The 15,929-nt window shown below is 70.0% G+C and carries 14 protein-coding genes and 2 pseudogenes; 5 read left to right on the forward strand and 11 right to left on the reverse strand.

The window, feature by feature from the left end; all coding sequences use genetic code 11:
- Positions 1 to 116: 116 nt before the first annotated feature.
- Positions 117 to 845 (reverse strand): SDR family oxidoreductase, encoded by a 729-nt coding sequence (locus tag FGW37_RS00085; RefSeq protein ID WP_179079136.1) that lies wholly within the window; start codon positions 843 to 845, stop codon positions 117 to 119.
- A 75-nt stretch (positions 846 to 920) separates the two neighbouring features.
- Between FGW37_RS00085 and FGW37_RS00090 the strand changes: the two genes are divergently transcribed.
- Positions 921 to 1,295 (forward strand): MerR family DNA-binding transcriptional regulator, encoded by a 375-nt coding sequence (locus FGW37_RS00090; protein ID WP_179079137.1) that lies wholly within the window; start codon positions 921 to 923, stop codon positions 1,293 to 1,295.
- 60 nt (positions 1,296 to 1,355) lie between these two features.
- Here the strand turns inward: FGW37_RS00090 and FGW37_RS00095 are convergent.
- From FGW37_RS00095 to FGW37_RS00110, 4 genes and pseudogenes are all read right to left on the reverse strand, one after another.
- Positions 1,356 to 1,877: pseudogene (locus tag FGW37_RS00095) on the reverse strand (IS5 family transposase); the annotation flags it as partial.
- Between the two features lie 390 nt (positions 1,878 to 2,267).
- Positions 2,268 to 2,591: a hypothetical protein gene (locus FGW37_RS00100; protein WP_179079138.1), complete on the reverse strand. Its 324-nt coding sequence runs from the start codon at positions 2,589 to 2,591 to the stop codon at positions 2,268 to 2,270.
- A gap of 796 nt (positions 2,592 to 3,387) precedes the next feature.
- Positions 3,388 to 4,041, reverse strand: a complete 654-nt coding sequence (locus FGW37_RS00105) for a DUF6228 family protein (RefSeq protein WP_179079139.1) — start codon at positions 4,039 to 4,041, stop codon at positions 3,388 to 3,390.
- Positions 4,042 to 4,149: 108 nt separating this feature from the next.
- Complete coding sequence (locus FGW37_RS00110) at positions 4,150 to 4,518, reverse strand: hypothetical protein (protein WP_179079140.1); 369 nt, start codon at positions 4,516 to 4,518, stop codon at positions 4,150 to 4,152.
- Between the two features lie 97 nt (positions 4,519 to 4,615).
- Here FGW37_RS00110 and FGW37_RS00115 point away from each other — a divergent pair, with 97 nt between their 5' ends.
- Positions 4,616 to 5,458, forward strand: coding sequence for a sigma factor (locus FGW37_RS00115; protein WP_179079141.1), 843 nt, complete (start codon positions 4,616 to 4,618; stop codon positions 5,456 to 5,458).
- A 579-nt stretch (positions 5,459 to 6,037) separates the two neighbouring features.
- Here the strand turns inward: FGW37_RS00115 and FGW37_RS00120 are convergent.
- Positions 6,038 to 7,318, reverse strand: a complete 1,281-nt coding sequence (locus FGW37_RS00120; RefSeq protein WP_179079142.1) for a glycosyltransferase family 4 protein — start codon at positions 7,316 to 7,318, stop codon at positions 6,038 to 6,040.
- Positions 7,319 to 7,934: 616 nt separating this feature from the next.
- On the opposite strand from FGW37_RS00120, the gene FGW37_RS00125 reads away from it, so the two are divergent.
- Positions 7,935 to 8,624, forward strand: a complete 690-nt coding sequence (locus FGW37_RS00125; RefSeq protein ID WP_179079143.1) for a response regulator transcription factor — start codon at positions 7,935 to 7,937, stop codon at positions 8,622 to 8,624.
- Positions 8,624 to 10,192 carry a sensor histidine kinase gene (locus FGW37_RS00130; RefSeq protein WP_179079144.1) on the forward strand — a complete coding sequence of 523 codons (1,569 nt, stop codon included), beginning with the start codon at positions 8,624 to 8,626 and terminating at the stop codon, positions 10,190 to 10,192. The genes FGW37_RS00125 and FGW37_RS00130 overlap by 1 nt, the downstream gene beginning before the upstream one ends.
- A gap of 155 nt (positions 10,193 to 10,347) precedes the next feature.
- On the opposite strand, the gene FGW37_RS00135 is transcribed toward FGW37_RS00130, so the two are convergent.
- The 5 genes and pseudogenes from FGW37_RS00135 to FGW37_RS00155 all read right to left on the reverse strand — a co-directional run.
- Positions 10,348 to 11,427: an NADAR family protein gene (locus tag FGW37_RS00135; protein ID WP_179079145.1), complete on the reverse strand. Its 1,080-nt coding sequence runs from the start codon at positions 11,425 to 11,427 to the stop codon at positions 10,348 to 10,350.
- A gap of 138 nt (positions 11,428 to 11,565) precedes the next feature.
- The gene (locus FGW37_RS00140; RefSeq protein ID WP_179079146.1) at positions 11,566 to 12,849 is read right to left on the reverse strand and encodes a wax ester/triacylglycerol synthase domain-containing protein; all 1,284 of its coding nucleotides are present in this window, start codon (positions 12,847 to 12,849) and stop codon (positions 11,566 to 11,568) included.
- 123 nt (positions 12,850 to 12,972) lie between these two features.
- Entirely contained in the window at positions 12,973 to 13,728 is a 756-nt protein-coding gene (locus tag FGW37_RS00145) for an ABC transporter permease (protein WP_179079147.1), read from the reverse strand.
- 36 nt (positions 13,729 to 13,764) lie between these two features.
- The gene (locus FGW37_RS00150) at positions 13,765 to 14,673 is read right to left on the reverse strand and encodes an ABC transporter ATP-binding protein (RefSeq protein WP_425506464.1); all 909 of its coding nucleotides are present in this window, start codon (positions 14,671 to 14,673) and stop codon (positions 13,765 to 13,767) included.
- Between the two features lie 392 nt (positions 14,674 to 15,065).
- Positions 15,066 to 15,328 (reverse strand): annotated as a pseudogene (locus FGW37_RS00155) (DUF6596 domain-containing protein); the annotation flags it as partial.
- Positions 15,329 to 15,525: 197 nt separating this feature from the next.
- Between FGW37_RS00155 and FGW37_RS00160 the strand changes: the two are divergent.
- Positions 15,526 to 15,762, forward strand: a complete 237-nt coding sequence (locus tag FGW37_RS00160) for a hypothetical protein (RefSeq protein ID WP_179079149.1) — start codon at positions 15,526 to 15,528, stop codon at positions 15,760 to 15,762.
- Positions 15,763 to 15,929 lie beyond the last annotated feature (167 nt).

Below are 15,929 nucleotides of genomic sequence, written 5' to 3' on the forward strand. Positions count from 1 at the left end.
GACTGCCACTACCGCCGACGCGAGGCCACAACATGAAGATCCACAACTGCGGATGGAGTATTAATTGACTGACCTCAGAAGCAACCGAGCGAAGTCAGTGCGGCCCGAGGGGCCCCTCATGCCGCCGTCAGCGCCGCCAGGGCGCGGTTCATCGCGGCGTTGAATTCTTCCGGCGTCAGCGGCAGCCGGGACTTGACGTCCCGACTCCACTGGTCGGCGAGGACCTCGGCGGAGCCCGCCTCGACACCGTCGAGCGCCGCGTCGGCCAGGTCCGACGGCGCGATCTTGGCCACGGGCCAGCCCGCGGCCATGTCGGTGTCGGCCAGGCCGAGGTGCACCGCTGTCACGAGCGTGCCCTGCTCGGCGAGTTCCAGGCGAACGCCGTTGGTCATGGCCCAGGCGGCGGCCTTGGTCAGGTGGTAGGCATTGGCGCCCTTGCCCCCGAACCATGACATGGCGGAGAGGACGTTGACGATCGCGCCCCCGCCGTTCCTGGCGAGCGCCGGCGCGAACTCCCGGATCATTCCCAAGTGGCCGAACATGTTGGTCTCCAGCTCGTGCCGTACCGCGTCCAGCGAACCGTTCACCAGGTCGGTCCCCGTCTGGATCCCCGCGTTGTTGATGAGCAGCGAGACGTCCGGGGCGGCCTCGGCTGCGGCCCTCACGGATGCGGGATCGGCGATGTCGAGGGGCAGCACGTCGGCCCCGGGCAGGTCCACGGTCTCGGGCCGGCGAGCCGTCGCGTAGACCTTGCGGGCGCCCCGTTCGAGCAGGCGCTGGGCGAAGGCGCGGCCCAGGCCGCGGTTGGCTCCGGTGACAAGGGCAACTGAGTCGTTGATGTCCATGCCCGGTACGCTAAAACCTGACGTTAACGTCAGGGGCAAGTGCTGGTCACCAGGGCCGGGATGAGAGGAAACACCATGACCGTCACAGCCGCGGCCGAGCGGCTGATCCGCATCGGCGAGGTGGCGCGGGGTGCCGGCGTCTCGGTACGCGCCGTGCGCTACTACGAGCAGCAGGGGCTGCTCATCGCGGAGCGCAGCCCATCCGGCCAGCGCCTCTACCGGCAGGATGCCGTCCCCCTGGTCCGTTTCTTCCAGCAGATGTTCGCCGCTGGCCTGACCAGCCGAAGGATCACGGAACTCCTTCCGTGCTGGGACTCCGGGCACACCGACGCCGAGCAACGAGCCATGCTGCGCGCCGAGCGGGACCGCATCCAGGCCAAGGTCGACGACTTGCAGGCTGCCCTGGACCGCCTCGACGAGGTCATCGCGATCACAGACACGCACCCGTAGGCGCGGTCGGTCGGACGTCGCACCAGCGATCTACGGCTGGAGTATTAGCGCACGATCTGACAGCGAGGCGGGCCGCCGCCGGCGGGTCCGCTCCGGGAGCGGATCGGCGGGATGCCCCGCACCAGGGGTTCCAGTCCCTGGCTGTCGTGGGTGTTCGCGGCGGAGATCCCGACGGAGAGGGCCAGACCGGTCCGCTCGGTGATCAAGTGGATCTTTGATCCCTTCTTGCCGCGATCTACGGGATTCGGACCCGTCAGATCCCCCCTTTCGTCGCCCGCATGTTCACCGAGTCGATCGCGCATCACGACCAGTCCAGCTGGCCTCGGGCGCCGAGTTCGTCCAGGACTAGGTGATGGAGTTTGCCCCACACGCGGGCCTGGCTCCACTCGGTGAATCGCCGGTGCACGGTCGGCCCGGACGGGCCGAAGCCCGGTGGCAGTTGGCGCCACGTACACGTGGCCACGAACACGATGGCCGCCAGCACCTGTCGGTCCCGATACCTACGTCGCCCCCACCCTGAGGCCGTACCGGAGGGGCCGGTACCACCTGCTGAAACAACTCCCACAACCGGTCTGGTACCACTGGTACCCAGACGCTCCACCATCGCCATCACGGCAGTCAGCCTAGTAATCAAGCCAGTTGAGACGATCTCTAAGTCAGAGGCTGTCAGCAGCCGTTGCCGCAGCTTCTCTGGGCGGCGAGCGGGTGCCACCCGCGCCGACGGGGTGTTCCGTCGGCTCAGCGTGGGGGTCGGCTGGCTTGGCATCAGTGTCGGGCGAGCGGCCGGGGATCTGCGAGGACCCAGGCAGAGAGAGCCAGGGCGATGGTGGCAGCCCCAACCAGACTCTTCAGGCGGGCTATTCCGTGTTGGGCCACAGTTCCTTCTGCTCCTTCGGAATTCACTGTCCGTGTCGGTACAGGATCTCAGGCTGGGGACACCTCGAGTTGCCCTGCGTGCTGTCTCTCAGCAGGTCACATCGAAGGGGTGCTGCTCTGCTGCCGCCAATCGTTGAGCTGGTCGGCGCCTTCGCGGACGACGATCGGGCCACGGCCCTTCTCGAGCTTTGCATACTGCGTGCGGCCGGAACCTTCCTGCTTGTAGCCGGCCCACCGCGCGAGGTCGGGCTTCTTCAGCTCCACGCCGGCCTTCTGGTGGGCAAGGTAGATCCGTTCGGCCTTCTGACTCTTCGTCTCGCCGGGCTGCGCGCTGCCCACATCGATGCCGGGCACCTCGGCGGGCTCTTGCGCGTCCTCCTCGTCGGAAGGGTGCTCGTCGTCCTCCGTATCCTGGTCCACCTCGGCGCCGTGCTCCCTTGTCCCCGCCGGGCGCTGCGGGTTCGGCAGGGCCCGGCTCTGCTGCGCCGAGGAGTTCACGGACTCGGTGGGCGGCGGCTCGGGCTCGGAAGGATGGACGGCCTCCTTACTGGGCGCCGGCCCGGCGCAGGTCGCGCCAGATCGACCAGGCCGCTACCGGCGACAGCAGCCAGCAGGAAAGGGGTACGGAGTCTGTCGTTGCCCATGTCCAGCGCCCCGAGGATCCGCGACGAGGGGTCGGTGCCAATCGGTGGACATCGACCTGCAGGCCGGACTGGCGCCGCATGGCAGCTCCGGAGGGATACGACCGTAGACACTGAGCCCGCCTGGGTCCCTTCGCACGTCGGCCGGGCGGGCCGCCTCGTGGCCTAGCCTCTGAGTACAGGAAGACCGGGCCGGGCGCTGGCCGTCCGAGCTGGCGGAGCGTCCGGGACAGTCACCAAGCCGAGCAGTTTGCGGTGCAGTGGGGCAGGGGCATGCCTTCAGCGCGGCCGCGACTGTAGCGATGTGCGCCACCGGCAACGGCGGCCATGTGCCTAAACCGGGCAGGACACCGACCAGCCAGGCCGCACAGCCCCCCCTCATGCAGACGGGAACCGTAGCGCCGGGTTTCCGGGTTCGAGTGCTAAGGTCCCCTGAGATGGGGTCGCCCGCACGGTAAAGGACGGGACCCGGGGTGCGGACAGGGTCGTCTGCCTCATCACCTTCAGCTAGGTTGGACCGAAGTCGTTAGCGCCTGGTCTCGCCATGACGGGAGCGGGCCCCGCAGGCATTCCGGCTACTGGGCAACACTCGTGAGGAAGGCGTGGATCTCGGTAGCGAGGTTCCGCATCTCCTCGCCGGCTGCGTGCATGGTGGTGGCTTCGAAGTGCCAGGCCTCGGACGGAGACCGGTCGTGGATACCCCACGTCAGATGGACGTAGCCGCCTTGGCGGTGTTCCGCGGAGAGACTGACGGCGGCGGAGGCTCCGCTGTCGCGTACGGCCGCCATCACTGGGTCGCCGATCGCCGCGCAGTCGAGCAGCCCGTCTACGCCACCGGGCACCACCTTGCGGAGGGCGGCGGCCGGGTCCTCGGAGCGTGGGACGAACGTGGCGCCGAGCCGGGTGAGGAACTCCCCGTCCTGGGCGGAGGCAAGGCCTACGGCCTCGAGGCCCCGACCGCGCGCGAGCTCCACGGCGAAGCCGCCCACGCCCCCGCCGGCCCCAGTGACCGCGAGCGTATCCCCCTCGGCCAGGCCGAGGATGTCCAAGGCCTGTAGGGCGGTCAGAGCGTTGAGCGGTAGCGTGGCAGCTGTCGCCGCCGGCACTTTGGTGGGTGCCGAAGCCAGCTGGGCCGCGGGCAGGGAGATGAACTCGACCTGGGTACCTGCCTTGGTCTCCGGCCAGTTGGACATGCCGACCACAGCCTGGCCGATGGTGAATCCGGACACCCCCGGGACCGACTGCGTCGATGGTGCCGGCGAAGTCGCAGTGAGGACGATATTGGCGCGCGCTGCCCACACCGGGGCTTGCAGGTGGCCTTCGCTGGGAGTGCGGCCTCAACGACGGGCCAGCGCCAGTACGCTCAGGCCGAACATCAAGACGCCCAGGGGAATATGGACCGAGGGGACATGCGCGATGCCCAGCACGACCTGAACCGAGGCGAGTACGAGGAATCCTGACGCGTGCCGGATGGGCCGGGGCGAGCTGCCGCCCGGTTTCCACGCCAGCACCGCGGCGAGCACGTAAAGCATCGACGCCCCGTACATCACGCGGGCTCCGACGCCGTGCAGCGTCTCTCCGTAAGACGAGGTGAGGAGCACTCCGGCGGAAGCCGCCTGAAGGAAGATGGTCAGGGTCTGCAGGGCGATCGCTGTCTTCAGGAACGAGGAGCTGCGTTGTGTCCTCGCCGGCACCTGAGTAGCCATGTCTCCCCTTTTCCGCCGCGTGGCAGGAGCTCGGTAAGGTCTCACCAGTCCGACGACGCGGGCTTGCGAAAGGTAAGGCGAGGGGGCGGCCGGAAGCATGGGGACTGTAGGGGCCGGGGCAGATGAGGTGGCCGGTGAGCGGCGCCAACTGATCAATATCGCTTACCGGTTGCTCGGTTCGGTGGCCGAGGCCGAGGACGCGGTGCAGGCTGCCTACACACGCTGGTACGGGCTGCCGCCAAGCCGGCGGGAGGAGATCCTCTCACCCGGCGCCTGGCTGACGACGGTGACCAGCCGCATCTGCCTGGACCAGCTCAGATCTGCTCGGGTCCGCCGTGAACGCTACGTCGGCGCGTGGCTGCCCGAGCCGCTGCCCGACCGCACCACGTGGGACCAGTCGGGCGGCGCCCGCCCCAGCCGCCCCGCAGAGCGGGTGGCATTCGTCCTGCACGAGGTCTTCCAGTACCCGCACGCCGAGATCGCCGGCGTCCTCGGCCGGACCCCTGCAGCCTGCAAGCAGCTGGCAGCCTCCGCCCGGCGGCGGGTGAGCATCGCGCACACTCCGGTGACGGCGGCCGGCCAGGCCGACGTGGTCCGGCGCGTCAAAGAGGCATGGGAGACCAAGGACATCGCAGCCCTTATCGGTCTCCTCAACCCGGCTGCCGTGATGACCGCCGACGGCGGCGGCATGGTCGGCACCGTCCTGCGCCCGGTCAAGGGCGGCGCACGCATCGCCCAGTACATGACCGCCATTGCCGACAAGGCGCCGGGGCTCGAACTCCTGGAACGGTCGGTCAACGGTGTGCCGGGCCTGGTGGCCCGGCGTGCCAGCCTCGTCGTAACCGTAGCCTCGTTCGACGTCTTCGACGGGCACGTCACCCGGATCTGGGCCGTCCGCAACCCGGAGAAGCTGCGGCCGTGGCGCGGGAGAACCGGCTAAAGCGCGTTGCAGAACCCTGTGACCAGGGCATTTCCTAGGTATGACCGAAGTGGTGAGGCTCATCGGGTGTGGGGAACGCGAGTGCGGCGGTGACGGGCCAGGGATCAGCCGACCGTGGTGCCTGCCCGCCTGCGGGCCGGGTGCTGCTGATGTCCTTGTACTACCGGACCGACCTCACCCTGCGCAGCCGGTGCCGTTATTCAGCGTCTCGTCGGCGGCGGGCCGGCGGGTATCCCCGTGGCCGTGCTCTCTGCTCGGCCTTGAGCCGACCGGCCGACCATCGACGCCGCGGACCGGTTATGGATCGTCGATGACACTTCGTTCTCCTGACACCGGGCCTACCACTACACCCCTGGCCGCGCGGGAGGCGTCGATCTGCGGCGAACAGCCCTCCCGGCGAGGAAACAAGCAGCCCGAACGCGCCATCTTCCTCACCGCCTCCGCCGCCCTGGCCGGCCCGGCATCGAGGGCCTACGACGACAAGGAGATCATCCAGGGCGCTCGGCCTCCACCGGGCCGCCTGACCCGCCCGGAGCGACCGCCGCGCCCGCCGCCGGAACGCACCGGGAAGCACACGGGTCAACCGGCGGGCTGGCTCCTTGCCGCCCGGCGTGTAGTCGACCGTAGGGTGTGCGCGGTGTCGATGGCCGCGGTACGCGTCCGGTGAGCGGCTTCCCGCAGCGGGCTGAGTGAGCGTTTGCCGGGGCCGCGCTTGAGCAGGTCCTGGTAGAGGGCGAGATGTTGCTCGGCGATGTGGTCCGGGGCGAAGCGGACCGAGTTTCGCCCGGCCGCCTCTCCCATGCGCCGGCGCAGGGAGGCATCACGAATGAGGTCGCGCAGCGCGGCGGCGAGCCCTTCGGCGTCGCCGGGAGGGACCAGGCGTCCGTCGACGCCGTCGGTGATGATCTCGCGCGGCCCGTTGGGGCAGTCGGTCGCGACGACGGGGAGGCCGCAGCGCATGGCCTCGACGATGGTCATGCCGAAAGACTCCCGGTCGGAGGCGGAGACGGCGATGGACGCCTTCCCCAGCTCGGTCGCCAGTGCGCCGACATGGTCGTTGAGGAAGACGTGGCCGTTCAGCCCGAGGTGGTCGATGAGGGTGCTCAGGGCGCGTCTTTCGTTGCCGGTGGTGTCGCCTCTGCCGAAGATCCGCAGCTGCCAGTCCGGGTGGGAGGCGACGACGCCGGCGAAGGCCTTGATGAGGAGGTCGTAGCGTTTCACCGGGACGAGCCGTCCCGCGGCTACGACGATCTTGCCGGTGTGCTCGGCCGGCCTTGTGGTCATGGCGGGGACGCTGTTGGCAATCGCCTGCACCCGCACGCCGGGCAGACCGAGTTGCCGGTAGGCGCGCGCGTCGGCTTCGGTCACGGTGGTCAGCGCGTCGAGCAAGGGGTAACGGTGGCGTATCTCGTGGCGCATGCGCAGCCCGTGACCGGAGAGGGTGAGGTGCTCTTGTCCCACTCTGATGGCGGCGGGGTGGGCCTGCCGGGCGATGTGCACGTTCAGTCCCGGTCTGGTGCCGACGATCACGTCCGCCTCCAGGGAGGAGAGATGGCGGCCGATGCGTTCATCCGTGAGGCGGCTGTACTGACGGTGACGGCCGTCCGCGCGGGGAAAGACCCGGGCGGGCTGGGCGTGGCGGGGATCGTCGCCGTCGTAGTGCGCGGAACCGCGGCGCAGGTCCACCAGATGTGTCAGCCGCACCCGCGGTGGTGCCCCCATGGCCGGCGTCTTGCGGTAGCGGAGGACCGAGACGATCTCCACGTCGTGGTGGTCGGCCAGTGCGGAGGCAAGGTTGAACGTCGATCTGATCGTGCCGCCAATGGTGTAGGCGTTGTGGAGCAGGAAGGAAATACGCATGCGTTTGCACACCTCCGGCTGGCTGGTGGAGAGGGTCACGGGCGGTGGAGAGGGTCACGGACGGTGGACGGTGCCGGGACGCGGAGCGGCCGGGGACAGGAGTCGGGGGACGGTGGGCAAGTCGCGCCCCCGGGCACCCGGCCCGTCGGCGGTCCTGGGGACGGTGGGGGACGGTGCCGGCGTAGGGGTTAGGGAACGGGGTGGACGATGCGGGGGATGCCTGGCTGAGGACGCGGTCGCCGATGCCTGGCACGCGCCCGGGCCGACGCGAGGCGTCGTGGGCCGGGGCCGGTAGTCGCGGCCCGCACCCGCTCGGGAGGGCCGCCCCGGTGACCGCGCAACGTGCCGTGGTCACTCCTTGTCAGCCACCGCCGGGCAACGCCGCGGTGGCTTGGACGAACGGCGGAGCTCGGCATGAGGACAGCTTTCCGGGCGATCAAGGTGCGGCAGGGGCCGGCCCGGAACGGACCCGCCGGGCCCTGGTTGACTGTGCGCAGAAGGGCGCCTCCGTCCGGTGTGGCGGAGACACAGCATGCATGAACCAACCCAAAGATGATCTAAAAAACCTAAAGGTCATCTTTAGGGAAAAGGCGTACAGCATGACAGGCTGCACCCTGTGAAAGGCATCCTGGTCGTCGAGGACGATCCGCAGCTCGGGCCCGCCCTGCACCGCGGCCTGACAGCGGAGGGCTACCGCGTCGAACTCGTCCGCGACGGCACCACCGGACTGGAACGAGCCCTGACCGGCGGCCACTCGGTCATCGTGCTGGACATCATGCTCCCCGGCCTGAACGGCTACCGCATCTGCTCCGCTCTGCGCGCCGCGGGCGTCCACACGCCCGTGCTGATGCTCACCGCGAAAGACGGCGAGTACGACGAGGCGGAGGGCCTGGACACCGGCGCCGATGACTATCTGGTCAAGCCGTTCTCCTCGGTGGTCCTGCTCGCACGGCTGCGAGCTCTGCTGCGCAGGGGCACCGCCGCCGCGACCGGCCGGTCCGTGCTGCGCGTCGGCGACCTGTGGGCGGACGTGACCTCCCGCCGCGCGGGCCGGGGCGCCGTCGAGTTCGCCCTGACACCGAAGGAATTCGCGATCCTCACCTGTCTGCTGCACGCACCGGACCGCCCGGTATCGAAGGAGGAAATCCTCGACGAGGTCTGGGACCCGGCCTACACCGGGGGCACCGCCATCGTGGAGGTCTACATCTCCGCGCTGCGCAAGAAAGTGGACGCCCCCTTCGCCACCCACAGCATCGAAACCGTCCGCGGACGCGGATACCGCCTCACGCCCCGTGAACAACCCTGATGACCGCCCGGCAGCATCCCTCGCGTCGCACACCGGCCCTGCTCCACCGCCTGCCCGGACAGGCGCGCATCGCACTCGTGGCGGGAATCGCCGCCCTCGTGCTGTTCGGCACCGGGGCGTGGTGGCTGTTCCAGCACGTCCGCGCGGACGCCTACCGCACGACGGACAACCGGGCCTTCGAGCTGTCCGTTCAACTTGCCACCCAAGCTGCCGAAGGCAAGGAAATCCTCAGCGACCCCCTGCGCGGCTGGCCCCTCATCGAGATCGACCGGGTCGGCCGCACCATCGCCGCGGCCGGCGGCACCCAGCACCTCACCGACCTGCCGGCTCTGCTCCCCCCGCCCCCCGTCCCGCCTCCCCGCCGGGCCACCGGCAGCCCGCAACGGGGTACGGTCCACATCGGCGCGGTCGACGAACGCGACCACAGCCGCTTCCACCGTCCCGACGGCACGCTGAAGCCGCCACCGAGCAGCGACACCTCTGCCGAGCAGAAGGCTCTCATCGCCCACCGGCAAGCCCACGTTCTCGCCCACCGCACCACCACCGTCTTCGCCACCGCCGTGCACACCCCCGCGCACGCATGCCGCCTGCCCACCGAAGCCGACCGGTCGTGCCGCTCCACCCTCTACGTCCTCGTGCCCTCGGACGACGCCGAACGGGCCGCCGCTCCCTTGCGCACCCCGCTCATGGCAGGAGTCCCGCTGGCCGCGCTGCTGGTCGCCGCCCTCGCCTGGACCGCCGCACGCCGCTCCCTGCGCCCGGTCGAGGCCATCCGGCAGGAAGTCGCCGAGATCACCGACACCAGCCTCGACCGCCGAGTCCCCGTCCCCGACGCCCGCGACCCCGTCCGCCTCCTGGCACTGACCACCAACACCACACTGGACCGGCTGGAAACCGCCGTAGAAACCCAACGCCGCTTCGTCGCCGACGCCTCACACGAACTGCGCTCACCCATCGCCGCGCTGCGCTACGAACTCGAAACCGCTCTCGCCCACCCCGACACCATCGACGCGCACCAGACGCTCCACAACGCCCTCTCCGCCACGCGACGCATCCACACCCTCACCGAAGACCTGCTCCTACTCGCCCGCCCCGACCACCCCGCCACCCACTCCCTGATCGACCTCGCCGGCCTCGCCGCGGAACTCGTCCACGAGTACCAGCACCGCGGTCACCCCGTCTCACTGCGCGCCCGCCCAGGCCAGGCCCCCGTCCGCGGCGACGGAGCACAGCTCCACCGCCTGCTGCGCAACCTCCTCGACAACGCCGTACGCCACGCACACACCACGGTCACCCTGGACATCACCACCGACGGCCGAGCACACACCATCACCATCCACAACGACGGCACGCCCCTGGCCCCGGACGACTACGAGCACATCTTCGAGCGGTTCACCCGCCTCGACGAGGCTCGCACCCGCGACACAGGCGGCAGCGGCCTCGGCCTCGCCATCGCCCGCGACATCGCCGAACGCCACCACGGCACCCTCACCGCCCACTCCGACCACCCCCACCCCGGCACCACCTTCACCCTGCTCCTCCCTGGCTCACCGGATACCACTCCATGAACCGGTTGCCCGGCCGATCACGGACCCCTACCGGGGAAACCACCCGGGCGAGTCGCGGGGGAGCCGGCCAGGGCGGGACGGCTCTGCTGGTCGGTGCCACCAGCCGGCCAACCACACCCCGTGGCCCCCTCCCCCTACCGCCAGATACACGGCTGTCAGCCGAATCGATTCATCTGCAGCTCGGCGCGTGCCAGCTCCAGCAGCCGTCCCGCCCAGTTGCGTCCGCTGCCGCCGGCGTTGCCCCAGAACCGGGAGCTGCCGTCGGCGTAGATCAGGGTGGCATCGCCCGTGTCGACCAGGATCTCCGCCAGCTCCGGATATCGGGCGTACTTGGCCCGCAGTAGACCGGCCATCACGGCGACATGGACCTGTTCCCACCCCTCGCGGCGCGCTGTGCCTGCGGCCAGGCCGCGTGCCGCATACGTCGAGCTCGCCGCCGCGATCGCGGCCCGGACCTCCGGGTCGGTGACCGACAGCGCCCAGTAGGCGTGGGCGACGGACGGATAGGTGACGCCGTCGGCATCGATCGGCGCGGGGTAGTCGTTGCGGAGCCCCTTCCGGCCCGGGGCGTCTTCCGGCTTTCGCACGAACCACTCGTCCAGCTGGATCGCCGGCGCGTGCGACTCGGGGGCCCGGGCCGGGTTGTCCCCCGGTTTCTCCCCCGGCCCCCACTCGTCGAAGTATGCGAGCGCCTCCTCGTACTCCTCCGGCGTGATCTCCCCGGAGCCGGGCCCTTCCACCAGCGCGTGCAGCGGCATGTCGTGCTGGTCCATGTCGCCGAGTGCGTACATCCGCTGGGACTCGGGGATGGCCAGGTAGGCGGCACGGGCGGCGGACCGGTTCTCTTCCGTCCGGTCGGCGAGGAAGACGTCGACGGCGGCCAGGCACCGGTCCGTGGAGTCAGGGCGGCCGTTCAGGCGGTCGATGGTGTCGCGGACCTCGCCGATCAGGTCATCGGCGCTGATCCACGCCCGCGGCTCGGCGAACCGCCACGATGCCATCCCGTAGGCGGAGGCGCGGGCTCCGGCCGGCGGTTCGACGGCCACCCACCCGCTCCGTACCTTCTCCTCGAACTCCTCGAAGGTGACCAGCCCCCAGCAGTCGACGAGTCCGTCCGCGTACACGACGAGGTCGGTGAGGTGGTAGTCACCGTTGCGGATGAAGGCGTGCCGCCACGTGCCCGGGACGCGGACGCCGTCCGCCATGCGATGAGTGAGCCGGTCTTCGGAGGACATCCGGTCATTCTGCCGCCTTCGCCACGGCCTCGAGCCACCGGCCCTTCGCCACGGCCGAGTGGTCGAGGCGCCGGGACAGGTATGGACCGCCTCCTCGCCCTGTAGTGGGATCCGTCGGGGCGTGGCCGTCGGTTCGGGTCACGCCGCGCCGGACACGCGGGCATGCAGCTCGGTGAGCGCGTACGGCAGCAGGCAGGCGAGTCGACCGACGTGCGCGGGGGCCATGTGGTCGAAGGTCAGCGTCACTGCGACGGCATCGCGGTACGCCATGAATCCGACGACGCCGAGGGCGGGGCGCAGGACGACTGGGCCACTCAGGGTCAGCGGCAGGCTGTCGACGGTGGGGCGGTTGCCGGGGCCGCGCATCATGGTGACGCCGATGTTCCAAGGAAGGAGAGGCGTCACCGACCGGACGGCTCGGCTGAGCAGCCACGCAGGGACAGGAGCCAGGTTGTTGACGTAGCGGCACATTCGCCGGTAGTCGTCCTTCTTCCGCTGGTTGACGCGTGCCATGACCTGTTCCAGGCGGAGCAGCGGGTCGGCTTCGGGGCAGGGGAGGGTCACCGGCAACACGCCCACGTGGTTGCCCAGCGGACTCGGGTTGAGGGGGTGGCGAACGTTGAGCGTCATTCCTGTGCGCAGGCCGTGTCGCTGCCGACGGGCCAGGGGGGTGCCCCAGTGCTGGGGTGCCCAGGCGCGCAGGGCGCCGGCGAGGGCGGCAGTGCTGACCTGTGCGGTGGTCGCACCGGTGCGGTCTTTGATGTCCCGGTAGAGCGTCACATCCAGGGTGAGGGTGTGATGGGTCAGGCCGTGCCTGCGCGAAGGCTTGGCCGGTAGCCACCGGGCGGGTGGCCGGGCGACTTGGTGCAGGGGCGGCAGTGTGCGCCGGATGACAGAGAGCGGAGGGAAGTCGGGAGGAGGCTGTGGGGAGGGGGCCGGTAGGTTCCGCGCCGCGAAGAAGGCGGCCAGGACTTGGAGAGCCCCCATGCCGTCGAACATGGTGTGCTCCATGCGCAGGCACACGATGTGCTCGTTCGGGGCATAGCCATGGACCACCTGCAGGCTCCACAGCGGGCTGCCTTTCGGCAGCGGCCGGCCCCGCGCTTCCTGCAGGCATTGCTCCGCGGCCCGGCCCGGCAGGGCGTGGACGAATTCGAGATGCCGGAGCGGGTTGAACCGGGGATCCGGTCCGAATCGCGACCTCCATCCCGTTCCCGTCACTCGGTAGCGGAGAACCGGTGCCCGGGCTGTTGCCTCGCGCACCAGCCGCTCGTACTCCGTCCGGTTCGGAGCGGGGCGCGGAATGCGGGCCACCGCTGCGATCTGCGCGTGGGCGGCGTGTTTCACCTTTCGCGCGTGGAGGGCCAGAATGCGATCGCCCACCGTCAGCGGCAGGTGGCAGTGCTCTGTTGTGTCACTCATGGGGCACTCATGGGGACTCATGACCTGGTGAAGGCCTCTCGCTCGGCACGGTGCCGGTGTGGTGTCCGGCCGTGATTGTGTGCGGGCGTGCGCGTACGCCGTCAGCGCGAAGGGGGGAGGTCGTCACAGGGTTCTGCGCTGGGCCAGTGCTCCCAGGACGACAGTGACGAGTGCGCTGCCGACCAGGATGGCCACGTTGCGGACGTAGGTGTCGTCGGGCCTGAGCGCGCGCGCCGATGTGGTGAGGCTGTCGACGGCGTACGACAGCGGCATGAAATCCGAGACGGCCTGCAGGGGGCGGGACATGGAGCGGCGGGGGGCGAACAGGCCGCACAGCAGGGCCTGCGGGAATATCAGGACGGGAACGTACTGCATGGCCTGCATCTCGCTGCCGGCGAAGGCTCCGGCGAGCAGGCCGAGGCCGAGGCCGAACAACGCGGAGGCCAGGGCTGCCAGGCCCAGGGGCCACAGGGGTCCCCTGACGCGCAGGCCGAGCCAGTCGACGGAGATCCAGATGGTCAGCGCGGTCGACGGCAGGGCGATGACCGCGTAGGCAAGGGAGTAGCCGAAGTACAGGTCCACTTTGCGCGGGGCGATGAGCATGAGACGTTCGAGCACGCCGGCCGAGCGTTCCCGCAGTGTGCTGATGGCCGCCAGGGTGAAGACGAGGACGAGGGGAAAGAGACCGAGCAGCGCGGGCGCGGAGCGCTGGAAGGCGTCCTGCGTCGGCAGGATGAAGCGCACGAGGACGACCAGGAGGGCGGGGACCGCCAGCGTCATGATCAACGACATCGGGTCGTGGAGGAGCTGGCGCAGGACGCGGTGGGTGGTGCACAGGGTGACTGTCGCGGAGGCCTGCAAGGCCCGCACCGCTGTCATCGCGGTCCGTCCATTGTCATCGCGGTCCGTTCATTGTCATCGCGGTCCGTTCATGCTCGCCGTGATGAAGTCCTTGAAGGCGTTCTCCAGGCCGGTTCGCCCCGTGCCGGCGCACAGTTCGGCGGGACTTGCGCAGGCGAGCACGTTGCCGTGGTGCATCAGCACGATGTGCGGGCAGCGGACCGCCTCGTCCATCACGTGGGTGGAGACGAGCAGGGTGATGCCGCACTCGGTCAGGGCTCCGAACATGTGCCAGAGCTCGTCCCGGAGCAAGGGGTCCAGGCCGACGGTCGGCTCGTCGAGGATGAGCAGCTCCGGTGTGCCGAGCAGGGCCGCGGCGAGGCTGGCCCGGCTACGCTGGCCGCCGGAGAGCTTGCCGATGAGCTGACCGGCGTGGTCCTCAAGGTGCAGTTCGGCGATGACGCGCTGGACGTCGCCGCGCGGGGCGCCCAGCACCGCGGCGAAGTACCGGAGCTCCTCGGTGACGGTCAGGTCGGCGTGCAAGGCGGCCGCCTGTGGGTCGTAGCCGATCCGCCCCCGCAAGGAGGCGTCGCCGGCCGGCCGCCCCAGGACCCGGATCGATCCGCGGGCGATCCGCTGGGTGCCGGCGACGGCGCGCATGAGCGTCGTCTTTCCGCACCCGCTCGGGCCCACCAGCCCGGTGATGGAGCCGCGGGCGACGGCGAGGTCGACGCCGCGCAGGATGGTGTGCCGGCCTCGGCAGATCCACAGATCAGTGATGTCGACGGCTACCGTGTCGCCGCCGGGGCGTGACGCGGGAACGGTGGGGTGTGGCTGTGCCGGGCCGCGGGTGGTGACCATCGGTTGGTCCCCTTGCGCGCAGCGATTGGTGACAGAACCCTCCGGTGGTCCGGCATGCGCAGCGTGACTCGTCATGCGTGCCCCTCCCCGGCGGACAACCGCGGCATCCGCCCCTGTCCTCATGCGAAGCCGCTGGTAGGAACGTGCCCAGTCGCATAGACGCGTCAACGCACCACGGCCAGGAATCACCCCATCCGGCAAGCGTGCGGCGCTGTCCACCCGCGCAGAGAGCACTCTCCGCGTAATGGCGGGCGCGCGGACGCCTGCATCAGCAGCCACCACCCGACCGGATAGCCGGACAGGCCGACAGGCCGACAGGCCGACAGGCTGACAGGCCGACAGGCCGACAGGCCGACAGCGTCCCAGGTCATTGGCCACGGCGGCGCGCTTGGCGCCGCAGGCTGAACCGAGCGTGACCCGTCAGCGGCGTCGGCGGGCGTTGAGGCGGGCGGCCTGGCGGGGCAGGTGGTTGCTTTCGGCGAGGTTGGGGGCTGCGCGGGCGGCTTCGGCGTAGAGGCGAGCGGCACCAGGCTGCCCTCAGGCGCGGTCCGGGCGGCGCGCCGGGCGTGGTGGAGGAGCATGAGGGCGAGCAGCCCCGCCACCTCGGAGTGGTCGACCTGGGCCGCGAGCTGCCGGGTGAGGCGGATGGCCTCGGCGGCGAGGTCGACGTCGCCGGAGTAGCCCTCGTTGAAGACCAGGTACAGGACACGCAGCACGGTGGCGACATCGCCGGGCCGGTCGAACCGTGCTCGGCCACGATGCGTTTGGCCCGGCTGATGCTCCCCCATAGCCTGAACGGCATGGGGGGACCCCCATCGCCATGGTCGCCTCGGGCATCACCGTCAGATCTTTTTTCGGACCCTTGTCGACGAGGGGCGGCGAGCCGTCTCGTGGCATCCGCGACGAGAGCCGGCGGAGGGGCGAGGTCGCACTGTGGTCGGCGTCGTTACCGGCCCAGACGAGGGGGGCGAGGACATGGCTCCATGGAAGGAGCCGAAGCCGGCCTTCCTGATGCTGCGACTGGCCGAGGACATCATCTCGGCCCGGGACTCCCCCACCACGGCGGCGCCGGGCATCGCCCGCAGCATCATCCGCTTCGTCGTGAACGTCATCCCGGACAGTGACGGCACGACCGACACCCTGGAGACGATCCGCGACGAACATCTGGAGCGGGCCCGCACGGTCCACTCCGGAACCGGTGCGTACCCGTAAGCGCGCCTCCGTGCACCGGGTGCGGTGCGGTGGATGCCCATCCGGTGCACATCACGGAGCCCCCGTCAACTTGAAGTCGCAGGTCAAAGGGCTGGTGTGACCGGTGCTCAGGGTGCTCACGCGCTGGGTCATGGGCGGCTGTCTGCGCAGTAGATCGTCCGTCAGCG

The organism is Streptomyces rectiverticillatus (assembly GCF_013394065.1).
Lineage (GTDB): Bacteria > Actinomycetota > Actinomycetes > Streptomycetales > Streptomycetaceae > Streptomyces > Streptomyces rectiverticillatus.

Bases quoted from the DNA above. Each gene is read 5' to 3' on its own strand.
- FGW37_RS00085 (WP_179079136.1), bottom strand. From the start codon at position 845: ATGGACATCAACGACTCAGTTGCCCTTGTCACCGGAGCCAACCGCGGC.
- FGW37_RS00090 (WP_179079137.1), top strand. From the start codon at position 921: ATGACCGTCACAGCCGCGGCCGAGCGGCTGATCCGCATCGGCGAGGTG.
- FGW37_RS00110 (WP_179079140.1), bottom strand. From the start codon at position 4,518: ATGGCTACTCAGGTGCCGGCGAGGACACAACGCAGCTCCTCGTTCCTG.
- FGW37_RS00115 (WP_179079141.1), top strand. From the start codon at position 4,616: ATGGGGACTGTAGGGGCCGGGGCAGATGAGGTGGCCGGTGAGCGGCGC.
- FGW37_RS00120 (WP_179079142.1), bottom strand. From the start codon at position 7,318: ATGCGTATTTCCTTCCTGCTCCACAACGCCTACACCATTGGCGGCACG.
- FGW37_RS00130 (WP_179079144.1), top strand. From the start codon at position 8,624: ATGACCGCCCGGCAGCATCCCTCGCGTCGCACACCGGCCCTGCTCCAC.
- FGW37_RS00135 (WP_179079145.1), bottom strand. From the start codon at position 11,427: ATGTCCTCCGAAGACCGGCTCACTCATCGCATGGCGGACGGCGTCCGC.
- FGW37_RS00140 (WP_179079146.1), bottom strand. From the start codon at position 12,849: ATGAGTGACACAACAGAGCACTGCCACCTGCCGCTGACGGTGGGCGAT.
- FGW37_RS00145 (WP_179079147.1), bottom strand. From the start codon at position 13,728: ATGACAGCGGTGCGGGCCTTGCAGGCCTCCGCGACAGTCACCCTGTGC.
- FGW37_RS00150 (WP_425506464.1), bottom strand. From the start codon at position 14,673: ATGAGGACAGGGGCGGATGCCGCGGTTGTCCGCCGGGGAGGGGCACGC.
- FGW37_RS00160 (WP_179079149.1), top strand. From the start codon at position 15,526: ATGGCTCCATGGAAGGAGCCGAAGCCGGCCTTCCTGATGCTGCGACTG.